Source organism: Pedococcus sp. P2_A3 (assembly GCF_056405035.1).
Window position 1 is genome coordinate 257,585 of sequence record NZ_JBFUCW010000001.1, and the last position, 22,430, is coordinate 280,014.

General features: G+C 71.2%; 23 protein-coding genes and 1 tRNA gene. 17 read left to right on the top strand and 7 right to left on the bottom strand.

The features are described 5' to 3' along the window. Positions 1 to 92: 92 nt before the first annotated feature. From AC1DX8_RS01275 to AC1DX8_RS01285, 3 genes are read left to right on the top strand one after another with little or no spacing between them, the layout of a single operon-like run. Positions 93 to 1,574, top strand: coding sequence for an alkaline phosphatase family protein (locus AC1DX8_RS01275; RefSeq protein ID WP_477628088.1), 1,482 nt, complete (start codon positions 93 to 95; stop codon positions 1,572 to 1,574). A gap of 57 nt (positions 1,575 to 1,631) precedes the next feature. Beyond that, on the top strand, positions 1,632 to 2,225 hold the full coding sequence (locus AC1DX8_RS01280) for an HhH-GPD-type base excision DNA repair protein (protein WP_477628089.1): 594 nt from the start codon (positions 1,632 to 1,634) through the stop codon (positions 2,223 to 2,225). Positions 2,226 to 2,227: 2 nt separating this feature from the next. After that, entirely contained in the window at positions 2,228 to 2,422 is a 195-nt protein-coding gene (locus AC1DX8_RS01285) for a hypothetical protein (protein ID WP_477628090.1), read from the top strand. A gap of 6 nt (positions 2,423 to 2,428) precedes the next feature. Here the strand turns inward: AC1DX8_RS01285 and AC1DX8_RS01290 are convergent, their stop codons facing one another. From AC1DX8_RS01290 to AC1DX8_RS01300, 3 genes are all read right to left on the bottom strand, one after another. Then, positions 2,429 to 3,766, bottom strand: a complete 1,338-nt coding sequence (locus AC1DX8_RS01290) for an ABC1 kinase family protein (RefSeq protein WP_477628091.1) — start codon at positions 3,764 to 3,766, stop codon at positions 2,429 to 2,431. Next, positions 3,763 to 4,764 (bottom strand): hypothetical protein, encoded by a 1,002-nt coding sequence (locus AC1DX8_RS01295; protein ID WP_477628092.1) that lies wholly within the window; start codon positions 4,762 to 4,764, stop codon positions 3,763 to 3,765. The genes AC1DX8_RS01290 and AC1DX8_RS01295 overlap by 4 nt, the downstream gene beginning before the upstream one ends. Positions 4,765 to 4,903: 139 nt before the next feature. Continuing rightward, a complete protein-coding gene (locus AC1DX8_RS01300) occupies positions 4,904 to 5,062 on the bottom strand; it encodes a DUF5679 domain-containing protein (RefSeq protein ID WP_091788997.1) in 159 nt (52 codons plus the stop codon). Between the two features lie 132 nt (positions 5,063 to 5,194). Between AC1DX8_RS01300 and AC1DX8_RS01305 the strand changes: the two genes are divergently transcribed. The 5 genes from AC1DX8_RS01305 to AC1DX8_RS01325 all read left to right on the top strand — a co-directional run bounded on the left by AC1DX8_RS01305 (position 5,195) and on the right by AC1DX8_RS01325 (position 9,772). Continuing rightward, the gene (locus AC1DX8_RS01305) at positions 5,195 to 6,019 is read left to right on the top strand and encodes an enoyl-CoA hydratase/isomerase family protein (protein ID WP_477628093.1); all 825 of its coding nucleotides are present in this window, start codon (positions 5,195 to 5,197) and stop codon (positions 6,017 to 6,019) included. Between the two features lie 32 nt (positions 6,020 to 6,051). Then, positions 6,052 to 7,302 carry an acyl-CoA dehydrogenase family protein gene (locus tag AC1DX8_RS01310; protein WP_477628094.1) on the top strand — a complete coding sequence of 417 codons (1,251 nt, stop codon included), beginning with the start codon at positions 6,052 to 6,054 and terminating at the stop codon, positions 7,300 to 7,302. Beyond that, on the top strand, positions 7,299 to 8,060 hold the full coding sequence (locus AC1DX8_RS01315; protein ID WP_477628095.1) for an SDR family NAD(P)-dependent oxidoreductase: 762 nt from the start codon (positions 7,299 to 7,301) through the stop codon (positions 8,058 to 8,060). The genes AC1DX8_RS01310 and AC1DX8_RS01315 overlap by 4 nt, the downstream gene beginning before the upstream one ends. Then, complete coding sequence (locus AC1DX8_RS01320; RefSeq protein ID WP_477628096.1) at positions 8,057 to 9,130, top strand: phosphotransferase family protein; 1,074 nt, start codon at positions 8,057 to 8,059, stop codon at positions 9,128 to 9,130. The genes AC1DX8_RS01315 and AC1DX8_RS01320 overlap by 4 nt, the downstream gene beginning before the upstream one ends. A 72-nt stretch (positions 9,131 to 9,202) precedes the next feature. Next, complete coding sequence (locus tag AC1DX8_RS01325) at positions 9,203 to 9,772, top strand: M48 metallopeptidase family protein (RefSeq protein WP_477628097.1); 570 nt, start codon at positions 9,203 to 9,205, stop codon at positions 9,770 to 9,772. Positions 9,773 to 9,777: 5 nt separating this feature from the next. Here the strand turns inward: AC1DX8_RS01325 and AC1DX8_RS01330 are convergent, their stop codons facing one another. Both AC1DX8_RS01330 and AC1DX8_RS01335 read right to left on the bottom strand, forming a co-directional pair. Further along, entirely contained in the window at positions 9,778 to 10,359 is a 582-nt protein-coding gene (locus AC1DX8_RS01330; RefSeq protein WP_477628098.1) for an NUDIX hydrolase, read from the bottom strand. After that, positions 10,356 to 11,870 carry a zinc-dependent metalloprotease gene (locus AC1DX8_RS01335; RefSeq protein WP_477628099.1) on the bottom strand — a complete coding sequence of 505 codons (1,515 nt, stop codon included), beginning with the start codon at positions 11,868 to 11,870 and terminating at the stop codon, positions 10,356 to 10,358. Before AC1DX8_RS01335 ends, AC1DX8_RS01330 begins: the two co-directional genes overlap by 4 nt. A 61-nt stretch (positions 11,871 to 11,931) precedes the next feature. Here AC1DX8_RS01335 and AC1DX8_RS01340 point away from each other — a divergent pair, with 61 nt between their 5' ends. The 3 genes from AC1DX8_RS01340 to AC1DX8_RS01350 are packed head-to-tail and all read left to right on the top strand — an operon-like array spanning position 11,932 to position 14,698. Then, positions 11,932 to 13,092, top strand: a complete 1,161-nt coding sequence (locus tag AC1DX8_RS01340; RefSeq protein ID WP_477628100.1) for an NAD-dependent epimerase/dehydratase family protein — start codon at positions 11,932 to 11,934, stop codon at positions 13,090 to 13,092. Further along, on the top strand, positions 13,089 to 13,541 hold the full coding sequence (locus AC1DX8_RS01345) for a molybdenum cofactor biosynthesis protein MoaE (RefSeq protein WP_477628101.1): 453 nt from the start codon (positions 13,089 to 13,091) through the stop codon (positions 13,539 to 13,541). Before AC1DX8_RS01340 ends, AC1DX8_RS01345 begins: the two co-directional genes overlap by 4 nt. Continuing rightward, positions 13,538 to 14,698, top strand: a complete 1,161-nt coding sequence (locus AC1DX8_RS01350; RefSeq protein ID WP_477628102.1) for a YlbL family protein — start codon at positions 13,538 to 13,540, stop codon at positions 14,696 to 14,698. Before AC1DX8_RS01345 ends, AC1DX8_RS01350 begins: the two co-directional genes overlap by 4 nt. Positions 14,699 to 14,765: 67 nt before the next feature. On the opposite strand, the gene AC1DX8_RS01355 is transcribed toward AC1DX8_RS01350, so the two are convergent. Continuing rightward, positions 14,766 to 15,302 (bottom strand): PPA1309 family protein, encoded by a 537-nt coding sequence (locus tag AC1DX8_RS01355; protein ID WP_477628103.1) that lies wholly within the window; start codon positions 15,300 to 15,302, stop codon positions 14,766 to 14,768. 299 nt (positions 15,303 to 15,601) lie between these two features. Between AC1DX8_RS01355 and AC1DX8_RS01360 the strand changes: the two genes are divergently transcribed. Together AC1DX8_RS01360 and AC1DX8_RS01365 are read left to right on the top strand one after the other, a co-directional pair. Then, a complete protein-coding gene (locus AC1DX8_RS01360; RefSeq protein ID WP_477628104.1) occupies positions 15,602 to 18,532 on the top strand; it encodes a UPF0182 family membrane protein in 2,931 nt (976 codons plus the stop codon). A 99-nt stretch (positions 18,533 to 18,631) separates the two neighbouring features. Continuing rightward, positions 18,632 to 18,705 (top strand) — tRNA-Met (locus AC1DX8_RS01365). Between the two features lie 208 nt (positions 18,706 to 18,913). On the opposite strand, the gene AC1DX8_RS01370 is transcribed toward AC1DX8_RS01365, so the two are convergent. After that, on the bottom strand, positions 18,914 to 19,804 hold the full coding sequence (locus tag AC1DX8_RS01370) for a MazG nucleotide pyrophosphohydrolase domain-containing protein (RefSeq protein ID WP_477628105.1): 891 nt from the start codon (positions 19,802 to 19,804) through the stop codon (positions 18,914 to 18,916). A 76-nt stretch (positions 19,805 to 19,880) separates the two neighbouring features. Here AC1DX8_RS01370 and AC1DX8_RS01375 point away from each other — a divergent pair, with 76 nt between their 5' ends. The 4 genes from AC1DX8_RS01375 to AC1DX8_RS01390 all read left to right on the top strand — a co-directional run bounded on the left by AC1DX8_RS01375 (position 19,881) and on the right by AC1DX8_RS01390 (position 22,409). Continuing rightward, positions 19,881 to 20,207 carry a hypothetical protein gene (locus tag AC1DX8_RS01375; RefSeq protein ID WP_477628106.1) on the top strand — a complete coding sequence of 109 codons (327 nt, stop codon included), beginning with the start codon at positions 19,881 to 19,883 and terminating at the stop codon, positions 20,205 to 20,207. Further along, positions 20,204 to 20,566 carry a helix-turn-helix domain-containing protein gene (locus tag AC1DX8_RS01380; protein ID WP_477628107.1) on the top strand — a complete coding sequence of 121 codons (363 nt, stop codon included), beginning with the start codon at positions 20,204 to 20,206 and terminating at the stop codon, positions 20,564 to 20,566. Before AC1DX8_RS01375 ends, AC1DX8_RS01380 begins: the two co-directional genes overlap by 4 nt. Before the next feature lie 221 nt (positions 20,567 to 20,787). Next, on the top strand, positions 20,788 to 21,624 hold the full coding sequence (locus tag AC1DX8_RS01385) for an ImmA/IrrE family metallo-endopeptidase (protein ID WP_477628108.1): 837 nt from the start codon (positions 20,788 to 20,790) through the stop codon (positions 21,622 to 21,624). Then, positions 21,621 to 22,409 (top strand): thymidylate synthase family protein, encoded by a 789-nt coding sequence (locus AC1DX8_RS01390; RefSeq protein ID WP_477628109.1) that lies wholly within the window; start codon positions 21,621 to 21,623, stop codon positions 22,407 to 22,409. Before AC1DX8_RS01385 ends, AC1DX8_RS01390 begins: the two co-directional genes overlap by 4 nt. Positions 22,410 to 22,430: the final 21 nt, after the last annotated feature.

A 22,430-nucleotide genomic window follows, 5' to 3' on the forward strand; every position in this document is an offset into this window, starting at 1 on the left:
CTTTCATGCCCGGGAGCTCGAGAGTGCACGACACGCTGATGTCGTTCCGTCCGTCAGCGTGTCGTGCACGGTCGACTCGTTAGGGTCCGGGCATGTCGCGCGAAGCCGTCGTCACGGCCCTGACCGCCCCCGACCTCGCCGCCGTCGTCGACCTGGTGGTGTGGGTCGAGGACGACGTGGCCCACGCCGCGAACCACCTCGGCGTCGTCCGACTGCACTTCGACGGCAGCCACGAGGTCCTCTCGGGGGTGGACCCGGTGGCCAGCGAGGACCCGATGGCCTTCCTGCCGTACGCCGCCGAGCTCGCGTCCGCCGGTCCGCGGGTGTCCACCGACAACGCGTACCCGTATGCCGCGCAGCGGATCCTCTCGCTGTTCGGGGACGCCGACCGCAGTCCCGACCTCGCGGTCGTCCACACCCCGCGGCACTGGTTCGTGGACGAGGGTGGCCATGCGGGCGAGCACGGGTCGCTCGACGTGATCCAGTCGCGCGCCCCCTTGCTGATGTCCGGGCCCGGGGTGGCGAAGCGCGGTTTCGTCAACGACCACGCCCGGCTCGTCGACGTGGCGCCCACCCTGGCCCTCCTGTCAGGGGTGCCTGCCGACGACCTGCGCGACGAGGACGGTGAAGCCCTGGACGGACGGGCGCTGGCGGCATACCTCGAACCACTGCCGCACGGCCAGCGTCGGCGAGTCGTCGGCATCCTCTGGGACGGCGCGCACTGCGGTGACCTGCTCCACCTCGCGGAGACCGGTGAGCTGCCCGGGGTCGCCCGGCTGATCGAGCACGGGCTGGCGCTTCGTGGGGGAGCGGTGGCGGAGTTCCCGAGCGTGACGCTCACCAACCACACGTCGATCCTCACCGGTGTCGGCCCGGGGCGACACGGCGTGCTGGGCAACGTGTACTTCGACCGTGCCTTGCAGGAGCGGGTCGTCCCCAACGATGCCGAGACCTGGCACCGGAGCGGGGAGTGGCTGAGACCAGGGGTGCGGACGGTGTTCGAGATGGTGAACGACCATGTGCCGCAATCGAATTCGCCGCGCACGGCGAGTGTCGACGAGGCCATCGACCGCGGCGCCGACTACGGCACGATGGCGTTGCTGCGGGCCGCGGGCGGGTTCGAGTCGGCCACCAACGGGATGGGTGACCTGATGCCCGACCCGGCGAAGTCGCCGTTCGTCCAGAGGCCGGAGCACCTGGACGACGCCTACTTCCGGTGGGGCGTGCAGGTGGACGACCTCGGTCTGCAGCAGGTGCTCCAGCTGTGGGAGACGGCCGAGGATGCCCCCACCCTCACCTGGTGGGCGCACGTCGTGACCGACGCGGGACACCACGGTGGTGGCCCGCGGTCGGAGCAGGCGCGCGACTCGCTGCGCCAGAGCGACGCGCGGCTCGTGGCGTTCCTCGACCACCTCGACCAGCTGGGGGTGTTGCACGAGGTGACGTTCCTCCTCACGGCCGACCACGGGTTCGAGGGGGCGGACCCGAGTGTGACCGGCTCGTGGAAGCCGGCGCTGGACTCGCTCGGCATCCCCTACCGCGACGAGGGCCCGGGTTTCGTCTACCTGCTCTGAGGGCTGCGGCGGCAAGGCCCCTACCCGCCTCGAAACCCCGTCGTTAGGCTGGCCGACATGGCTACGCAGATCCGCATCGCCCAGGACGAGGCCGCCGACGAGGTGCTCAGCAACGACCCGTTCGCCCTGCTGGTCGGGATGCTCCTCGACCAGCAGTACCCGATGGAGCACGCCTTCCGCGGGCCCTGGAAGATCCTCACCCGGTTCGGGACGCTGGCGCCCGATGCGATCGCCGCCGCCGAGGCGGAGTCGTTTGCCGACCTGTGCGCCACGCCCCCGGCGATCCACCGCTACGGCCGGTCGATGGCGGGTCGCGTGCAGCAGCTCGCCGCCGTGGTCCGCGACCAGTACGACGGCCGCGCCGAGACGATCTGGACCGAGGCGAAGGACACCCGCGACCTGGTCGAGCGGCTCAAGGCGCTGCCCGGGTTCGGCGACCAGAAGGCCCGCATCTTCGCCGCCCTCGTCGGCAAGCAGCTCGAGGTGCGACCGCCCGGCTGGCAGGAGGCCATCGGTCCGTACGCCGAGGACGGCTCGTACCGCTCGGTGGCGGATGTCGTCGACGCCGCCTCGCTGGCGAAGGTGCGCGAGTTCAAGCAGGCGGCCAAGGCGGCGGCGAAGGCCAAGGACGCCGCCCTCACGAAGAAGTAGTGGTGGGCGAACCGGTCAGAGCTCCCCAGCCGCCGCCCGTCTGCGCGACGTGCGGCACCACTGCCGCGGACCCGGACCTGGCCGCGATCACCTGGACCCGTGGCACCGAGAACGGTCGCGAGGTGTGGACCTGCGACCGCTGCAGCCGCGAGCACCTGCGCAGCATCGAGGGAAAGCTCGACTCCGCCTGGTGGTGAGCCTCGTCAGTCCACGGGCGGCGGGAGGTGCTGGAGCTGCATACCGGGCATGTGGTCGACCACGATCTGTCGAGCCGGCACGGTCCCTCCCAGCTGGCACAGCACCCCGATCCCGCCCAGCCAGACGCGGTGGATCAGCAGGTAGGACGGGGGCAGGTTGAGCTTCATGCCGACCAGGAACTCGGGACGACGGATGTCGTTGACGTGCGCGGCCACGCCCCGCAGCCATGGCCGGCTGAAGGTGAACTCGGCGCGCGTCAGGGGCTCGATGAACGGTTGGAGGTATTCGAGCAGAGCCTCGGCGTCGAGGGACATCGACGGCTTGATGAACCCCTCGGACCGCAGACCCCGCTCGAGTTGGCCCGCCTCTGACCGCAGCGCCGCGCTGACCAGCGAGCCCATGGCGGGCGGCAGTCCTGACGGCAGCCGGTTGACCGCGCCGAAGTCGATGACGCCGAGCCGTCCGTCGGGCAGCAGGCGGAAGTTGCCGGGATGGGGGTCGGCGTGGAGGAGCCCGGCCCGCGCGGGACCGACGAGCAGGAACGCCATGTAGAGCTCGGAGGCGGCGTTGCGTTGCTCGGGGGTGCCGGACGCGACGATCTGGCTCAGCGGGATGCCGTCCATCCACTCCGAGACGATGACGTGCTCGCTGTGGACCAGGACGTCCGGCACGGCGTAGTGCGGGTCGTCGCGGAACGCCTTGGCGAAGGTGCGCTGGTTGGAGGCTTCGAGGTTGTAGTCGAGCTCCTCACTCATGCGGGACTTGAGCTCGTCGGTGATCGGCTTGATGTCCATGCCGGGGATCCAGCCGCCGGCCAGCCGGGCGACCCGCGCCAGCTGGTTGAGGTCGGAGAGGAGCGCCTTGCCGGCCCCGGGGTACTGGATCTTCACCGCGACCTCACGACCGTCGCGCCAGACCGCCTTGTGCACCTGCCCGATGGAGGCAGCCGCGGCGGGGGTGTCGTCGAAGGACTGGAACTTCGCGCTCCGCCAGCGTGGTCCGAGCTCCTCGGCCAGCACCTTGTGCACCGTGGCGGCGGGGAGCGGCGGGGCGGCCTCCTGCAGCTTGGTCAGGGTGGCGCGGTAGGGGCCGGCCATCTCCTCGGGGAGCGCGGCCTCCATGACCGACATGGCCTGGCCGAACTTCAGCGCGCCGCCCTTGAGCTCGCCCAGCACCTTGAACAGCTGTTCGGCGGTGCGGGCCTGCAGCTCGGCCGCGACCGCCTCGGCGGGCTTGCCCCCCACCCGCTTGCCGAACCCCACGGCGGTGCGGCCGGCGAAGCCGAGGGGCAGGCTGGCCAGACGGGCCGTGCGGCTGACGGCGCGCCGAGGAAGTTCGTTCACCCCGCCATCATCGCCTGTGCGGGTGCGTCACCGTCAGCGGGTTGCCGCGACGGGTCGGATCGGGCCATGCAGGAGCACCGCGGGTGCGCCTCCCACTGGCGCTGGCGGACCGCGGGCCAGGGCAGCGAGAACTCCAGCGAACGACCCGTCGGGACGGCCCGGCCGTCGACCACCGCCAGGGCCACCATCGCGGCCACCGCGGCGGCCATCGCGACCAGCGTGGTCTCGCCGGCGACCTCCGGCCCGGTCCCGACCGTGGTGGGCACGAGCTGTCCGAGCACGGCGGGCCAGGCGGGGTCGAGGTCGGCCCGCGCCAGGTCGAGGCAGCGCAGGCACGGCCCGCGCGGCCCGACGACCGGCCCGACGACCGCCTCGAGGCCGTGCAGCACGACCGGGAGCACCGGTATGCCGCGGGCCCGCCAGGGCGTCGCCGTCGCCGGGTCGACGGCGGCGTAGCCGGCCACGACGACGAGCGCCACCGGCCGCGCCCCGAGCCGGCCCCCGGCTGCCGCCGCATGCCCTTGGGCGTGTTCCCAGTCGTCGGCGGCCTCGGGGCCCTGCCACACGGAGCCGACCCCGGCGCGGCGCAGCAGGTCGGCGAGGGAGCGGGGCAGGTCACCCCTGCCGACCACGAGCAGGTGCGCGGCGAGGCGGCCGGACAACGCGGCATACCCGTGGCTCGGGCTCGGGGCCGCGCGCAGGCACGCCTGCGTGTCGTGGGCGAGCAGGGACCGCACGCGAGGTGGCAGCGGGGCGGGGAGGCCGACGTCGACGACGAGCCGGTGGGCGAGGAGGAGGTCGAGCAGGTCGCGGCCGGTCGGCGTGCGCAGCGCCGCCGGGAGCTCACGCGTGCCGTCGAGCAGCTCGAGGGCGTCCACCTCGTCGGGGTGCAGCCCGTCCACCACCGTGGCGTGCGCCTGGTCGGTGCCGAACTGCACGCACCGCGGGCCGCGGCGCAGCACCGGCCACAGGGTCTTGAGCAGGGGACGGGCGGTCACGCGGCCAATCTGGCACAGCCGGCACCGCTCCCGGTCGGCCATCCACAGGCCTCAGGCCAACCGCCGGCACGCCGCGAGGGGCGGGTCCGACCTGTGGTCGGACCCGCCCCTCGCGTGGAAAGCCTGGGAACTGCTGGTGTCAGGCCTTGCCGAGAATGCGGTTGAGGTTGGTGCCACACACGGGGCACACGCCCTTGGCCATGCGGCGACCGTTGGTCTCCACGACACGGCCCTCGGCCTCGCGCTTCTCCTTGCACTTCACGCAGTAGAACTCGCCCTTGTAGGTCTCTTCAGCCATCGCCATGTCTCCTCTTGTTCACGGCACACGGTGCGCCGTCGGACTTCGGCCAAACTTAGACCATGCTGAGCACAAAATCGCGCAAGGGGGGCCTGTGCGTCGTGCTCAGCGCCCGCCCCTAGTCTTCGCCCCATGAGCACGCAGTCGTGGTGGGAGACCCAGTTCGAGGACCTGCGAGTCGATTCTCGGGAGGTCTCGGGACGCCGGATCGCGGTGGTCACCCTCGACCTCCCGGATCGACGGAACTCGATGAGCACGGCCATGACCACCTCCTGGGTGAGGCTGGTGGGGCTGCTGCGCACCGATGAGGCGCTCGCGGCCGTCGTGGTGACCGGCGCGGCGCCCGCGTTCAGCGCCGGTGGCGACCTGTCCTGGATCGTCAAGGACCCTGATGCCCCGGTCAGCGAGCTCCGGATGAGGATGCTCGCCTTCTACCGCTCGTGGCTCTCGATCCGCGACCTCGAGGTGCCCACGATCGCCGCCGTCAACGGCGCGGCGATCGGGGCGGGGTTCGCCGTCGCGCTGGCCTGCGACCTCAGGTATGCCGCCGCTGACGCCAAGATCGGGGTGCCCTTCACCTCGCTGGGCCTGCACCCGGGCATGGCGACCACCTGGTCGCTGCCCAACGTCGCGGGTCACGCGGTGGCCCGCGACCTCCTGCTGACCGGCCGCCTGGTCACCGGCACCGAGGCGGCCGAGCTCGGACTGGTGTCGCGGGCCCTGCCCGTCGACGAGGTGCTGCCCGAGGCAATCGCCGCGGCCGAGCGGATCGCGGCGGCAGCGCCGGTGGCCACGAGGCTGACGTTGCAGGCGCTGCGCGACGGCGGGCACGCGACCTTCGAGGACGCCCTGCAGTGGGAGGCGCTCGCCCAGGCCGTCACCCTCGCCACCGAGGACCTGCACGAGGGCATCGCCGCGGCTGCCGCCAAGCGCCCGCCCACCTTCCACGGCCGCTGACCCGCACGGCAACCTTCACTAGGGTCGGTCGCATGGACTTCTCCCTGTCACCGCGCGCCACCGACCTGCGCGACCGCGTCCGCGCCTTCCTCGACACCGAGATCGAGCCGGTCGAGGCGGCTCTCCACGCCGAGATCCAGCGCCGACGCGAGAGCGGTGGCGACCCGTGGACCCCGTCGCGGGTGATCAAGGAGCTGCAGGCCAAGGCACGGGCGCAGGGCCTGTGGAACCTGTTCCTGCCCCGCGAGCATGCGGGGCGGTATGCCGCGGACTTCGGGACCGACGGCGGCGAAGGCCTCACGAACGTCGACTACGCGCCGGTCGCCGAGGTGATGGGTCGCTCGGCGATCGCGCCCCTGGTGTTCAACAGCAACGCGCCCGACACCGGGAACATGGAGGTGCTGCTCAAGTACGGCACGCCCGAGCAGCAGCGCGAGTGGCTCGAACCCCTGCTCGACGCCCGGATCCGCAGCGCCTTCTGCATGACCGAGCCCGAGGTGGCCTCCTCCGACGCCACCAACATGGCCGCCACCGCGGTCATCGAGGGTGACGAGGTGGTCATCAACGGCCGCAAGTGGTTCTCGACCGGGATCGGCAACCCGGAGTGCAAGATCCTCGTCTTCATGGGGCTGTCCGATCCCGACGCCGACCGCCACTCCCGCCACACGATGGTGCTGGTGCCGCGCGACGCTCCCGGGGTGGAGGTCGAGCGGATGCTCACGACGATGGGCTACTACGACGAACCCCTTGGCCACGGCGAGGTGTCCTTCACCGAGGTCCGCGTGCCGGCGTCGAACGTCCTCCTCGGCCCCGGGCGCGCCTACGAGATCGCGCAGGGTCGTCTGGGCCCCGGGCGGGTGCACCACTGCATGCGGGCCATCGGACTGGCCGAGCGGTCCCTCGAGCTGGCCTGTCAGCGCGCCCTGGCCCGCACCGCCTTCGGCAAGCCGATCGCCAAGCTGGGGGGCAACCTCGAGCGGATCGCCGACGCCCGGATCGCCATCAACCGCTCACGCCTGCTGGTGATGCACGCGGCCTGGCTCCTCGACCAGGGCGCTTCGCGGGAGGCGCTCTCGGCCGTGAGTGAGATCAAGGTCGAGGTGCCGGCGATGGCCCTCGACGTCATCGACCTCGCGATCCAGCTCCACGGCGGCGGCGGCATGACGACCGACTTCCCGCTGGCCGCGGCCTGGGTGGGGGCCAGGTCGCTGCGCCTCGCGGACGGGCCGGACGAGGTGCACCGCAGCGTGGTCGGCCGCATCGAGCTCGGGAAGCACCAGTGAGCCGCCGTGTCCTCGTGACGGGAGGCGCGTCAGGTCTCGGAGCTGCCCTCGTCAGCGCCTTCCGCGCGGCCGGCGACACGGTGCTGGCGACCGACGTGAACGCCGGCGAGGGCGTCGACCTTGCGCTCGACATCACCTCCGACGACGACTGGGCGGCCGCCCTCGCCCACGTCGAGCAGACCTGGGGCGGACTGGACATCCTGGTCAACAACGCAGGCATCGCCGGCGGCGGCCGGATCGAGCTGTCGACCATCGAGGAGTGGCGCCGGATCATCGACGTCAACCTGCTGGGCGTCGTGCGTGGCACCCGCACCTTCACGCCGATGTTCAAGCAGCAGGGCTCGGGCCACGTGGTGAACGTCGCCTCGCTCGCGGGCCTGGTGCACGCCGCCGGCATGGGCTCCTACAACGCGGTGAAGGCGGCGGTCGTGGCCTTCACCGAGACGACCGGACACGAGCTGCATCCCTTTGGTGTCAAGGCATCTGCGGTTTGCCCGTCGTACTTCAAGACCAACCTGCTCAGCTCGATGCGCGGCTCCGACCGCCGGGTCGGTGCGGTCGTCGCCGGCATGATCGAGCGCGCGACGGTGACGGCCGAGGAGGTCGCGGCCGCGGTCCTGGAGGGGATCGCGAACGGCGACGACGTCATCGTCCCCGACGAGCCGGCCCGCCAGGCCTTCGCGCTCAAGTGGGGTGACCGCCCGGCATACGACGCCTTGATGCGCCACCAGGCGTCGCGGCTGGCGGACGAGCGGTGAGCGAGGTCGCCGGCGCCAGGCCGGTCCGCGCCGAGGACGCCTTCGACGTCGACGCGGCGGTGACGTGGCTGCGCGCCCACGCCGACGACCGGTATGCCGCGGGCCTCGCCGGGGAGCCCGAGGTGCTCCAGTTCTCGGGCGGAGCCTCCAACCTCACCTACCTCCTGCGCTTCCCCGACCTGGACCTGGTGCTCCGTCGCGGGCCCAGCGGCACCAAGGCCAGGGGTGCCCACGACATGGCTCGCGAGCACCGCATCCAGGACGCGCTCGGTCCCGTGTTCCCTTATGTCGCAACGATGGTCGCGATGTGCGACGACTCGTCGGTGCTGGGCGGCGACTTCTACGTGATGGAGCGTCTGGTCGGCACGGTGCCGCGCAGGGAGATGCCGGTCGACCTGTCCGCCGACCAGGCGACCCAGCTGTGCCACACCATGCTCGACGTGCTCGTGGAGCTGCACTCCGTCGATCCCGCCGGGGCGGGGCTCGACGCCCTGGGCAAGGGGGAGGGCTACGTGCGTCGCCAGGTGGAGGGTTGGTCGGCGCGCTACCGCCGGGCGCACACGAAGGGTCAGCCCGACCTCGAGGGGGCGATGGCCTGGCTCGACGCCCACCAGCCCGCCGACGTCGGCAGCTGCGTGATCCACAACGACTACAAGCTCGACAACCTCGTCCTCGCCGACGACGACCCCACCCGCATCGTCGGGATCTTCGACTGGGAGATGGCCACGGTCGGTGACCCGCTGATGGACCTCGGTGCGGCGCTGGCGTACTGGGTGCAGGCCGACGACGACGCCGACTTCCAGAGCTTTCGTCGGGTGCCCACCCACCTGCCCGGCATGCTCACCCGGGCCGAGCTCGTCGCGGGCTACTGCGAGCGGGCGGGTCGCGAGGTCAGCCCCGACGACGCCGTGTTCTACGAGGCCTACGGCGTCTTCCGGCTCGCCGTCATCGCCCAGCAGATCTACTACCGCTACGCCCTCGGCCAGACCACGAACGAGGCGTATGCCGTGTTCGGGCCGGCCGTGCAGGTGCTCGACCGCAGGCTGGCCACGCTCCTTTCCGCAACCTGAGCGCCCCAGGGGGCGCTCAGGTTGCGGCGCGGGTCACCGGCCATGTCGGTCCGCTCGCCTATCGTGGTGGGTATGGGGAGTCCAGACGTCGAGGTGCGACGCAGCCGCAAGCGCCGCCGCACCGTCAGCGCCTACCGCGAGGGTGGTCGCACCATCGTGCTCATCCCTGCCCGCTTCACGAAGGCCGAGGAGCAGCAGTGGGTCGACACCATGCTCGAGCGACTGGCCAAGGGCGACAGGAAGCGACGCCCCGGTGACGCCCAGCTGCGCACCCGGTCGGCTGAGCTGTCGCAGCGCTACCTCGGCGGCCAGGCCAAGCCGATCAGCATCCGCTGGGTGACCAACCAGAACTCCCGCTGGGGCTCGTGCACCCCCGCCGACGGCACGATCCGTATCTCCACGCGGGTCAGGGGCATGCCGGGCTACGTGCTCGACTACGTCATCCTCCACGAGCTCGCCCACCTGCTGTCTCCGGGTCACGGCCCCGACTTCTGGCGCCTGCTGGCCGGCTACCCGCGGCTCGAGCGGGCGCGTGGCTACCTCGAGGGCGTGGCGGCCACCGCAGGGCTCGACCTGTCCGACGCCGAGGCCGACACCGACGAGCTGGGCCAGGCCGCGCTCGACTTCGGTCCCAGCGACTGACCGGCTCAGGCCAGCAGGCGCTGCGCGGCGCGCACGAGCGGACCCAGCTCGGCTTCGGTTTCGGGCGGCATCCCGTCAGCAGGCCACCAGGCGACATCGAGGGACTCGTCGCTGACGGCGAAGGCGGCGTCACCCGGCACGACCCCCGCGAAACGGATGTCGAGGTGCTCGGCACAGCGGCCGAACGCCGGGTCGAGCAGGTGGTGCCGGTGCAGCTCGACGATGCGGGGGTCCAGCTCCAGATCGGGGAGCCCGCTCTCCTCGCGGGCCTCGCGCGTGGCCGCGGCGAGGATGCTCCCGTCCTCGGGCTCGAAGTGCCCTCCGAACTGGAGCCACATCCCCGCCTTCGCGTGCAGGGTCAGCAACACCCGTTCCAGCGACTCGTCGAGCACGATGGCGCCGGTGGTGAGGTGCTGCGCCGGCCCCTGCTTCCACAACGCGTCCGGGTGCAGCCGGCAGTGCTCGAGCAGCTCGGTCCGCCACTGCTCCTGCTGGGGGTCAGGGGCGTTCCAGGCGGCCAGCCGGGCGATCGCGTCGTCGCGCAGTGTGAGGTATGCCGCGGGCACGCCGGACGGCTGCGCCGTCACCGGCCGTCCTCGTCGGCCTCGCCCTCGCGGAGCAGCTGGTCGAGGGCCGCGTCGAGGTCGGCGCTCTCGGAGGTGCCGAACCGCTCGACGTAGCCGAGCGGGTCGTCGAGGTCGGCCCCGGTCGGGGCGACGTCGGGGTGGCCCCACCCGGCATCGCGGCCGTCGGCTCCGTGCTTGGCCTCCAGGGCTGCCCAGAGGTTCGCGGCGTCGCGCAGGCGGCGGGGTCGCAGCTCCAGGCCCACCAGGCCGGCGAACGCCTTCTCGGCGGGACCGCCGGTGGCCCGCCGGCGACGGACCGCCTCGCCGAGGGCGGCGGACTGGGGGAGGTGGTCGCGCGTGGCGCGGTCGGCCACGACGTCGACCCAGCCCTCCACGAGCGCGAGGTAGGTCTCCAGCCGGCCGAGTGCCGCGCGCTGCGCCGGGCTGGGGTCAGGGCGGAACAGCTGGTCCTGCAGCGCGGACTGCAGGGCCGTGGCGTCGCTGGCGTCCACCGACTGCAGGGCGCTCTCGATCCGGTCGGTGTCGATGCTGATGTCGCGGGCGTAGTCGCGGACCGCGGCGACCAGCTGCGGGCCGATCCACGGCACCTCCGAGAACAGCCGCACCCGGGCGGCCTCGCGGACGGCGAGGTAGATCCGCACCTGGTCGAGGTCAACCCCGAGCCCCTCGGCGAAGGCCTCGACATTGGCGGGCAGGAGGGCGACCGAGCGGTCGGCCACGAGGGGCAGGCCCACTTCGGTGCCGCTCACCGTCTCGGTGGCGAGGGTGCCGACGGCCTGGCCGACCTGCAGCCCGAACATCGCGCCGCTCATCTTCGCCAGCATGGGCTCCATCTGGCCCAGCATCGCCGCGGGGTCCATGCCGGCGGGCAGCAGGCCCTCGGGCAGGCCGCCCTCCCCGAGCTGCTGCAGCTGGGTGCGCATCGCGTCACCGACGGCGCGGCCCACCCCCTCGGCCACCGGCTCGACCAGGGTGCCCCACGTCTTCATGGTGGCCTCGACCCACTCGGCCCGGCTCCAGGCGTGCGTCGAGATGCCCGGGGCCACGAAGGCGGTGACCTCGTCGAGCCAGAGCTCAGCCACCTGGACCGCCTGGTCGAGCTGGCGCTGGGCGGGTTCGCCGACCACCGAGTCGCCGGCCTCCGACACCGTCTTGCGGGCGGTGTCGGTGGCGAGGGTCAGGTTGAACGCATCGGTGTCGGTGCTGGCGAACATCGACTGCATCTGGCCGACCATCATCTGCAGCATCGCCGGGTCGACCTGGTCGATGCCCATGTCCTTGAGGGCCTTGGCCATGTCGGGGTCGATCTCGCCGCCGGTCAGGCGCGCCAGCACCTCAGCGATCTCGGGGGCGAGGGCGTTGCCCAGGGCGTCGTCGGACGGTGGCCCGAAGGGGTCAGCCGGCTCGGACGGCTCGGACGCCGCGTCCGCGAACTCGTCGCGCGGGTGGCTCGACTGGTCGTCGGACGGGTCGTCGGACGGGTCGTCATGGTCACGGGGAAGGTCGGGCACAACTGCTCCTCAGCGGTCCTGAGAGGATGGTCTCTCACTAGACAACCACGCGGAGGCCACAGTGAGTTCCCCCGAGCGGGCTGGACGGGGTGCCGTTCGCTCGCGGCGTAGCGCGATCGACGTCGCGGTGATCGGTACGGCCGACCCGGCGAGTCGTGCGGTGCTGCGCGCCCTGGTGTCCGCGGCCGCCCGGGGCACGACCAGCGCCCGGCCCGGTGGGGTCGACGGGGAGGCGCGGATCGGGACCGTGGTCGCGGTGGGCACCGACCCCGTACCGGTCGGGGGAGTCGAGTACCGCCACGCAGACCTTGGTGACCCGAGCCTCGCTGCCTCGCTCTCGGGACTGCACGCCGCGGCATACGTCGCCACGAGCACGAACCTCGCACGCGACCTGGCCCTCGGCAGCCGGGTCCGGCGCGAACGCAACCTGCGGGTCGCCCAGACCGTCATCACCTCGGCTGCGGCCGCCGGGCTGCGCCACCTCGTGGTCGTGACGTCGGCGCAGACCTACGGGGCCCACGCCGACAACCCCGTCCCGCTGGAGGACGACGCGCCCCTGCGCGCAGCCTCCGACGAGGGGCAGGTGGGCGACCTCATGGACGTCGAGCACCTCATCGCGGTCGCTCGCGACGTCCATCCCGGACTGACCATCACGGCGGTCCGGCCCGCCGCACTCGTGGGCGAAGGCGTCGACACGGTCGTCACCCGGCACTTCGAGGCGCCGCGGTTGCTCACCCTGCGCGGAGCCGAGTCGGCCTGGCAGTTCTGCCACGTGGACGACCTGGGGTCCGCGGTGGCGCTGGTCCTGGCCCAGGGTGTGGCTGGGGCTGTCACCGTCGGCGCCGAGGGCCACCTGACGCAGCGCGACCTCGAACGACTGACCGGCATGCGTCAGGTCGAGCTCAGCCTGGGGGCGGCGATGGGAACTGCGGACCGCCTCCACCGCGTTGGGGTGTTGCCGGCCCCTGCCAGCGACCTTGCTTTCGTGGCCTTTCCCTGGGCGGTCTCCGCCCGCACGTTGCTGGGTCGCGGCTGGGTGCCGGTCCACGACAACGAGACCTGTCTCGGCGTGCTTCTCGAGGCGATCCGGGGCTCCCACGCAGTGGCGGCGCGCAGACTGGACCGCAAGGATGCCGCCCTGGGGGCGGCCAGCGCCGCGGTGGCCCTGGTGGGTACGGCGGCAATCATGCGGCGACGCCGCAGGAAAGGTTCGACGGCATGACCGATCCGGTCAGGGAGCTCGACAGCGAGCCCATGGTGGTGCTCAGCGACGTCCGCGACGAGCCGCTGAGCGTCGACGAGGTGCTCCGGTCGGTGCAGCATCCGCGGTGCGGGGGCATCGCCCTGTTCGTCGGGGTGGTGCGTGAGCACGACCACGGCGCCGACGTGGCCGCCCTGGACTACTCGGCGCACCCCAGCGTCGTGGAGACCTTGGCTCAGGTGTGCCGTGCCGTCGCGGGTCGCCACGAGGTCGCCCGGCTCTCGGCCGTGCACCGGGTGGGCCACCTCGAGATCGGCGACCTCGCCGTGGTCGCGGCCGTCTCGGCGCCGCACCGCGGCCAGGCCTTCGAGGCCTGTCGTGACCTCGTCGACACCCTGAAGGGAACCGTCCCGATCTGGAAGCACCAGCTGTTCACCGACGGCAGCGACGAGTGGGTGGGCCTGCCGTGAGCACGTCCCCTCCCGAGGTCCACCAGCCGAACGACGCGTCGGGGCCCACCGGCCCGACGAGCCCGACCGGCCCGACCGGCGGCGTCGGTGGGGCCGTCGGCGACCCCTACCGCATGAGCCGTCGGTCGATCGTCAGCCTCGTCGGGTTCTTCCTGGYGATCGCCCTCGGGGCGCTGTCGGTCATGGTCGGCCTGCCCTACGTGATCATGAAGCCGGGCCCGATCACCAACACGCTCGGCACGCTCTCCGGGCAGCAGCTGATCACGGTGTCGGGTGCTCCGACCTACCCGACCAAGGGTGCGCTCGACTTCACCACCGTGCGGATCGCCGGGGGACCGGGGTACCGCGTGACGGTCTGGGACCTGCTGGCTGCTGCGCTCCGTCCGAGCGAGGACGTCGTGGACGAGGAGCTCTACTTCCCCAAGGGAGTGACCGGCAAGCAGGTCGAGGAGGAGAGCACCGCCGAGATGATCGACTCGCAGCAGGAGGCGGTCGCCGTGGCGCTCAAGGCCGTCGGCCAGAAGGTCACCGAGCACGTCGTCGTCGCGCAGGTGGCCAAGGACGCGCCGTCGGCCGCACTGATCAAGGCCGGTGACGAGATCGTCTCCGTCGACGGCAAGGCGGTCTCCGACTCGAACGGCGTCCGTGACGGCGTCGGCGCCCACAAGCCCGGCGAGACGGTCGCGCTCGGGTTGGTGCGCGGGGGCAAGCCGGTGACGGTCGAGGCCAAGACCCGCGCAGCTGACGGTCGCGCCACCGTGGGTGTCTTCCTCGGCATCCGGTTCGAGTTCCCCATCGACGTGAAGATCAATGCCGGCAACGTCGGCGGCCCCTCGGCGGGGACGATGTTCTCCCTGGCGGTCTACGACACCCTGACCCCGGGCCCGCTCACCGGGGGCCAGCAGATCGCCGGCACCGGCACGATCAACTCCGACGGCCAGGTCGGGCCGATCGGCGGCATCCGCCAGAAGCTCGTCGGTGCCCACGACGGTGGCGCCAAGTGGTTCCTGGCGCCCGCCGACAACTGCGACGAGGTCGTCGGCCACGTGCCCGACGGCCTGCGGGTGGTCAAGATCGCCACGTTCGACGAGGCGAAGAAGGCGGTCGAGGCGATCGCCGACCAGCGAGCCGGCTCGCTGCCCACCTGCACGAAGTGAGGCGCGCGGGCGGCCACGCCCGCAGGGGTCGCCACCCCACCGCCCCGAGGTATGCCGGGTGGCCGGCTCAGCCCTGGAGGGTCGCCTGGAGCGCGTGGACCAGGCCCGGGGCGATCTCGTCGCCGAGCGCGACCTTGTCATCACTGTCGTTCGCGCGCTGACGCAGCAGGCACCGGCTCTGGCCGTCACGCGTCACGGCCACGAGCAGCCGCACGTCCTGGCGGTCGGGGTGCGCGGCGAGCGCGTCGACGGCCGATTCGGGGTGGGCCGGGAGGTCGCGCTCGGCCTCCGGAGGCACCACGATCCGTTCGACCGCGAGGGCCGCCCCCACGACGCTGTCCGGCCAGGCGATGCCGCCGAGCAGGCTCTCGAGGTTCGAGGTGCGGGGCAGGTCCTCCTGCTCGATCGCGCTGAGCGCGCCCTCGGCCAGGTCGGACCCCCGCATCTGGGTGCGCAGGTGGGGCTCGCGCTCGAGCAGCTCGGCGGTCGGCACCAGCGCGAACAGCCGCGGGTTCTGGTCCCACCCGGAGGCGGCGACGTGGCGCTCGGTGTCCAGCGCAGCGATGGACAGCGGGTCGGCGACGGGGCGGGAGGTCTGGCTCACGCGCCCATGGTGCCGTATCCGGCATACCCAGTCGGTGCACAGGTGGTGCCAAGACGTGTCCGAGGCTGGCGTGGGAACCCCCGGAGCGCTCGGTAAGTTGGACCCACTACAGCAGGCGACCACCGCGGGCGGTCGCACGGACGATCGGGCGTGGCGTGAGTTCTTCCTCTGAATGGTTCGGCCGGGGCGAGCCGGGTGCCGAGGGCTCCCGACCGGAGGGAACGCCCAGAGGGTCCGGCTCCGGGCCCGGTGGCCGCCGGCCTCCCACGCTGACCTTCGGCAGGCGTCGTGGCCCGCTCGTGCCGACCCTCATCGTCCTGGTGGTGCTGGGCTTCGTCGTGTCGCTCATGGCGTCGCTGTGGACGGAGGTGCTGTGGTTCGACTCCGTCGGCTTCCAGCAGGTCTTCGTCACCGAGCTCACCACCAAGATCCTGCTCTTCGTCGTCGGGTTCGTGCTCACGGCGGCAGTCGTGGCGTCGAGCCTGGTCGTCGCCTACCGCACCCGGCCGATCTACGCTCCGGTCACCGCCCAGCAGCAGAACCTCGACCAGTACCGCGAGGCGATCGAGCCGCTGCGCAAGATCGCCATCGTCGCGATCCCCGCGATCCTCGGCCTGCTGGCAGGCACGGGCGCGGCGGGGCAGTGGAAGACCTACCTGCTGTGGCGCAACCAGGTGCCGTTCGGCACCAAGGACCCGCAGTTCGGGCGTGACCTGTCGTTCTTCGTGTTCACCCTCCCGTGGATCCAGTTCGTGCTGGGCTTCCTCACGATGGCGCTGGTGATGGCCACCCTGGCCGCTGCGTTCACGCACTACGTCTACGGCGGCCTGCAGATCCAGTCCCGCGCCGAGCGCACGTCGCGCTCCGCCCGCACCCACCTGGCCATCCTCGTGGCCGGGCTGGTCCTGGTGCGCGCCGCGACCTACTGGTTCGACCGTTACGGCTTGTCCACCAAGGACTCCCGGCTGCTGACGGGCATCGGCTACACCGACGCGCACGCCGTCCTGCCGGCCAAGGCCATCCTCGCCATCGCGGCGCTGATGACCGTCGGGCTGTTCATCGCCTCGATCTGGTCGCGCTCGTGGCGGCTGCCGATCGTGGGCGTGGCACTGCTGCTCATCACGTCGATCGTCGTGGGCAGCATCTATCCCGCGCTGTACCAGCGGTTCAAGGTCAAGCCGTCGGAGAAGTCCCTCGAGCAGGTCTACATCGACCGCAACATCAAGGCCACCCGCGCCGCCTACGGGATCGCCGACGTGAAGACGCAGAGCTACACCGCGACCACCGAGGCGACCCAGGGACAGCTGCGCGACGACGCCGAGACCATCCCCGGCATCCGCCTGGTCGACCCGATCGTCGTCTCGCCGACGTTCAAGCAGCTGCAGTCGGTGAAGTCCTACTACGCGTTCCCGGACGCGCTCGACGTCGACCGCTACACGGTCGAGGGCAAGGTCCGCGACACGGTGCTCGCCGTGCGCGAGCTCGACTTGAACGGCATCCCGGCCAACCAGCGCAACTGGCTCAACGACCACACCGTCTACACCCACGGCTTCGGGCTCGTCGCCGCGTACGGCAACCAGCGCACCGCCGACGGTGCCCCCGTCTTCTACGAGCGCAACATCCCCCAGGCCGGCGAGCTCCCCAAGTTCGAGCCGCGGATCTACTTCGGCGAGCAGTCGCCGTCGTACTCCATCGTCGGCGCTGCCGCAGGCAGCAGCCCGCGCGAGTTCGACTACCCCGACAACAGCGCTGCCGGGCAGAAGAACAGCACGTACACCGGCAAGGGCGGCGTCCAGCTGAGTTCGCTGCCGCGCAAGCTCGCCTACGCACTCAAGTACCGCGAGCTCAACCTCCTGCTGTCCGACGCCGTCAACGACAAGAGCCGGATCCTCGACCACCGCGAGCCGCTCCAGCGGGTCGAGCGGGTCGCCCCGTGGCTGACCCCTGACGGCAACCCCTACCCGGCGGTGGTCGACGGCCGGGTGCAGTGGATCATCGACGGCTACACCACCTCGTCCGACTACCCCTACTCGCGGCTGACCGACATCGACACCGCGACCTCCGACTCCGTGACCGCACGGTCCAGTGCCGTCACCACCATCGGGAGTGGCCAGGTCAACTACATGCGCAACTCGGTCAAGGCGACGGTGGACGCGTACGACGGGTCGGTGAAGCTCTACGCGTGGGACGACAAGGACCCGCTGCTGAAGGCGTGGAGCAAGGCCTTCCACAACACCGTCCTTCCCATGAGCGACATCAGTGCCGACCTCATGTCGCACCTGCGCTACCCCGAGGACCTGTTCAAGGTGCAGCGCCAGATGCTGGCGAAGTACCACGTGACCGACGCAGCGTCCTTCTACGGCGGCCAGGACTACTGGCAGATCCCCGAGGACCCGGCCCAGGAGGCCAACGTCGTGCAGCCGCCGTACTACCTGACCCTCAAGATGCCGCAGCAGGACGAGGCCCGCTTCTCGATCACCACGACGTTCAAGCCCGTGGGTGACCGACAGATCCTCACCGGCTTCCTCTCGGTCGACGCGGACGCAGGGACGACCAAGGGGCAACGCAGCGCCGACTACGGCACCATGCGCCTGCTCACGCTGCCCAAGGACAGCCAGGTCAGCGGCCCAGGCCAGGTGCAGAACGAGATCGGCTCCTCCAACGCCACCTCGCCGGACTCGGCCCTCAACCTGAGCCAGTTCCTCAACAACGCCCGCCAGAGCGGGTCCCGAGTCACGCTGGGCAACCTGCTCACGCTGCCCGTCGGGGGTGGGCTGCTCTACGTCCAGCCGATCTACGTCCGCGCCCAGGGCGACTCCGCGTTCCCGCTCCAGCGGGCCACGGTCGTCGCGTTCGGTGACAAGCTCGCCTGGGCGTACACGCTCGACGGCGCGCTGGACGGTCTCTTCGGCGGCAACTCCGGCGCCACGGCCGGAGACTCGGGCTCGACCCCGCCGACGACCCCTGGTGGGACCCCGACCACGCCGCCCGCTGCGGACTCGGCGGCGCTCGCCAAGGCGCTGGCCGACATCCAGGCCGCCTACGACGCGGGACAGAAGGCGCTGAAGGCCGGCGACTTCGCGGCATACGGCACGGCTCAGAAGCAGCTCAGCGAAGCCATCCAACGCGCGGTGGCGGCGGCACCCAAGGGTGGTTCGGTGACGGTGACGCCTTCGCCGACCACGACCGCCACTCCGACGGCGACGCCGACCACGACGTCCACGCCGTGACGTGGGGGCGGTGACGTCCGTCGGCTGACTGGTGCGAAAGCCCTGCGCCCCACCGATTTGGTTCGGGCGCAGGGGTTCACGTAAGGTGGTGTCTACCGACGCGGGGTGGAGCAGCTCGGTAGCTCGCCGGGCTCATAACCCGGAGGTCGCAGGTTCAAATCCTGCCCCCGCTACTTAAGAAGTAGCAGGTCAGAGGCCCCTTCCAATCTGGAAGGGGCCTCTTGCTTTCGTCGTTTACGCCTGCGTGTAGCCAAAAGTGTAGCCAGCGAGGACATGCGGTCCATGTGTCTCAATGCGTCTCGCGGTGGACCAAAGCGGTTCGTCGGCGAGGAGTCCGACGCGCCACGGCGGGTCCTAGGCTCGGAAGCCGAGCGGCTGCGGCTACCGCGGGTCGGGAAGCGCAGGTGCCTGCTCGAACTCAAAGGTGCCGGCGTCAGCGTCGAACACGATCCGGCCCTGACCGGCTGACCGGACGCGGCGCCATACGGTGAACGCGGTGAGGATGGTGTGCTCCCACTGGGCGGGGGTGCGGACGCCGACCTCCATCTGCCCGGTGAGCTGGTCGACCTGGAGCAGCAGGGACTGGTCGAGCCGTGTGACGCCGTCGAGGTAGTCGTGCTGCGCCGCGTAGGCGAACACGGCCGCGGACAGGCCTTCCTCAATGGCGACTGCCCGGCCGCCGTCCTGCTGCTCGTCGACCGTGGGGTTGCTGCGGCGCTTGCGGCCCATCAGGGCACGGGTCACCGGTGACCAGCCGAGCAGCGCTGCGTGGCCGAGGTGGAACACGTCGTGGAAGCGGTAGCCGTCGTCGATGGGGGAGGCGTCAGTGAGGTCGTCGCCGATCTGGGCACCTTGGAACATCATCCGTACGACCTCGCTGCCGTCATCGCGGTGGGCCGTGACGAGGTCGACGACGCCCCGGCGTGGGAGCTGCTCACCGGTCGGGAAGTCGCCGTCGAGCTGGTCGCAGGGGGTGAGCTGCCAACGTCCCTTGGCCTTCTCCAGATTCGCGGTAGCGATCTCGTTCAGGTCCAGGTCCAGGTGGTTGGCTACAGCGGCGACGTACCAGAGCACGTCGCCGAGCTCCTCACGCATCCGGGCCTTCCAGAACGCGTGCGCTGCCCCGTCGCGCAGGTGCTTCTTGTACTCGCTGGCCACCGACCCGGCCTCCCCGGCCAAGCCGAGCAGGTGCACGACGAGCGCCTCGTCGCTCTCGGTGCGGTCGCGCTGGTCGGTGCCGAGCGCCTTGGCCTGGAAGTCCCGCAGGTCCATGGTCCCCTCCTTCGGGTATTCCGACACGTTGTCGGATAACCAGTTGCTGTTGTATCATCCGACAAGACGGTCGGCAATGCCAACACAGATTCTGGTCACGGAGGCGCTCGTGGACACGAGGGACATCGAGAAGGTCATCATCGAGCTCCTCGCGCAGGAGCGTGGCTGCACGCCCGCTGAGCTTGAGCGTGAGCTGGTGGCCGGTGGGGCGGACATGCCGGTCGACTCCTTGCTGGCGGTCGAGGTCCTGGTCCGGGTCGAGGAGATCGTGGGGGCGCGCCTGGAGGCGAGCCCAGCCAACGGGGAGGCAATGCGGTCGGTGCGCGCATTCGCCCAGGCGATGGCGGACGCCGTCGCGCAGGCCACCCAGCAGGGGTCTGTGGCCGGGGGAGCGCTGGCGTGAGCTCGGAGGCGCAGGAGTGGGCACGCCTGGGTGCCAGGCTCAAGGAAATCAGGGAGTACCTGGGCCTGTCGCAGCAGCAAGTTGCGCAGGTCACCGGCATCACCCGCTCAGCCATCTCCGAGATCGAGCACGGGCGACGCAAGGTCGACAGCCTGGAGCTGCGCAAGTTCTCCAAGCTGTACAAGTACCCCGTCGCRGCCCTGCTCGGGGAGCAGCCCGGCGGTGACGACGGGTCGCTGGACGCCATCAGCGCGCTCGCGAGGGCGGTGGGCGACCTGACCGACCAGGACATCGCCGAGCTGATGCGGTACGCGCAGTTCCTGAAGTTCAACGGCCGGCTGGGGGTCGAGCAGCAGTGAGCCTGGAGGGGGAGCAGGAAGGGGGAGGGCATCCGCGCCCGCGGGGGGTCCCGCGTGCCGCGGCCCGGCCGGCGGCGATGACGTGGCGGCAGGCGCAGTCGGCCGCGATGGTCGCGGCCGCTCAGGCGCACGGCGACTTGGGTGTGAGTCGTCGGGACCCGTTCGTGGACGTGGTTGCGGCGCTAGCGGTATCGGGGGTTCGGCACCTGATGTGGCGGCCGATGGGGGCGCTGTTCGGTGCGTACCTGAAGGAGCCGGGCGCCCCGGTCGGGGTGCTGGTGAACAACGGCATCCCGTTCGCGGCGCGCCGGATGACGGTGGCGCACGAGCTCGGCCATCACTGGTTCGGGCACGACACGAGCCTGGACGATGAGCACATCGTGGGTGGGATCGGTGGCTCCGGGCGGCGTGGTCGGTGGACCGACCAGGAGAAGCTGGCGGAGTCGTTCGCGACCTGGTTCCTCATGCCACCGAGGGCGGTGCAGGCTGCTGTGGGCCTGGTGACGGGTGGTGCGCCGCGGTTGAGCTCGCCTGAGCAGGCGTACCAGGTTTCGCTGTTGATGGGTGTGCCGTACCGGACGCTGGTGCGGCACCTTCCGGCGGTGCGGCAGGTGTCGCCGACGACGACGAAGGCGTGGGCGTCCGTTCAGCCCGGGCGGCTGAAGGCTCGCGCCGGTGCGGGGTTTGATGCGCCGGTCAGTGGCCGTAGCGACGTGTTCATGGTGGGGCCGTCGTACGACCGGGTAACGCTGGTGGTCAAGGAGGGGGACAGATTGGTATTTCCTGCGCCGCCCGCAGCGACGGCTGGAACAGAGGGGGTGAACGGGTGGCCGCGGTGGCTGGTGCCCGTCGCGGGGGAGGGGATGGCCGTGGGTTCTGGGGCGTCAGTGGCCTTCGACGTCCAAGGCTCGTGGCAGGACCAAGACGAGGACGAGGCGCTGGGTGAGGACCGGCCCCTACCGGCGCCGGTGGCCTTGAGCGTGCCAGAGGCCGGAACGGTGCTGGTGCGTGTCTCGTCGCGTCCATCGGGACTGGAGCAGGGCAGGAGTCTTGGATGAACCCTCCCGTCATCACGACCAGCGCCAGCCTGAGCGAAGGGTGGGCCAAGACGGTGCGTGCACTGCTGGGCTGCCCAGAGCGCAAGTCGTTCCACACGGTCACGACGATGACCGACCCCACCCGCGAGGACCCCGCCCTGCGAGCGGGGCTGGACCGGTTGCTGGCCGCGCACAACAAGCCACCAGTGGTGGAGGTGGCCAACACGGTGTTCCCTGCGGCGATGGCGGCCACGTCGACCGATGCCGAGCACCTCGGACGCCGGTACCGCGCCATCTACCCGCGACTTCGGAAGCTGGACTCGGACAACGCGTCGGGGACTTACTTCGGCCGACTCGTGCAGTACCCGTCAGCGGGCGAGCCGGTGGACCAGCTTGCTGAAGTCGTGAAGCGGATGCGGCTGCAGCGTGGGCACCGGGAGCCGGGACACGGGGGTGTGATGAGCGCCGCATACGAGGCGACGGTGCACGAGCCCGGCGACGCCGTGGCGTACCTGGCCACGCAGGTTCCGGGCACCGACCACCAGTACCGGGGCTTCCCGTGCCTGACCGGGCTCAGCTTCCAGCTCATCGACGACCAGGTGCACCTGCTGGCCCAGTACCGGTACGAGTTCCTGTTCACCAAGGGGTACGGAAACTACCTGGGCCTGGCTCAGATGATGTCGTTCGTCGCCTCACAGGTGGAGGTCACACCTGGCCGGCTCACCGTCGTGACGGGCCGGGCGCACCTGGACCTGGCCGGCAAGCACATCAGTCCCCTTCTGGACGGGTTCGCCCTGGACGTCTGATGGGTCGTCGGCCCCCGGGGA

What these genes read in the sequence shown, in the direction of transcription:
- AC1DX8_RS01275 (WP_477628088.1), top strand. Translation starts at nt 93, where the DNA reads ATGTCGCGCGAAGCCGTCGTCACGGCCCTGACCGCCCCCGACCTCGCC.
- AC1DX8_RS01280 (WP_477628089.1), top strand. Translation starts at nt 1,632, where the DNA reads ATGGCTACGCAGATCCGCATCGCCCAGGACGAGGCCGCCGACGAGGTG.
- AC1DX8_RS01300 (WP_091788997.1), bottom strand. Translation starts at nt 5,062, where the DNA reads ATGGCTGAAGAGACCTACAAGGGCGAGTTCTACTGCGTGAAGTGCAAG.
- AC1DX8_RS01305 (WP_477628093.1), top strand. Translation starts at nt 5,195, where the DNA reads ATGAGCACGCAGTCGTGGTGGGAGACCCAGTTCGAGGACCTGCGAGTC.
- AC1DX8_RS01310 (WP_477628094.1), top strand. Translation starts at nt 6,052, where the DNA reads ATGGACTTCTCCCTGTCACCGCGCGCCACCGACCTGCGCGACCGCGTC.
- AC1DX8_RS01325 (WP_477628097.1), top strand. Translation starts at nt 9,203, where the DNA reads ATGGGGAGTCCAGACGTCGAGGTGCGACGCAGCCGCAAGCGCCGCCGC.
- AC1DX8_RS01345 (WP_477628101.1), top strand. Translation starts at nt 13,089, where the DNA reads ATGACCGATCCGGTCAGGGAGCTCGACAGCGAGCCCATGGTGGTGCTC.
- AC1DX8_RS01370 (WP_477628105.1), bottom strand. Translation starts at nt 19,804, where the DNA reads ATGGACCTGCGGGACTTCCAGGCCAAGGCGCTCGGCACCGACCAGCGC.
- AC1DX8_RS01375 (WP_477628106.1), top strand. Translation starts at nt 19,881, where the DNA reads ATGCCAACACAGATTCTGGTCACGGAGGCGCTCGTGGACACGAGGGAC.
- AC1DX8_RS01385 (WP_477628108.1), top strand. Translation starts at nt 20,788, where the DNA reads ATGGGGGCGCTGTTCGGTGCGTACCTGAAGGAGCCGGGCGCCCCGGTC.
- AC1DX8_RS01390 (WP_477628109.1), top strand. Translation starts at nt 21,621, where the DNA reads ATGAACCCTCCCGTCATCACGACCAGCGCCAGCCTGAGCGAAGGGTGG.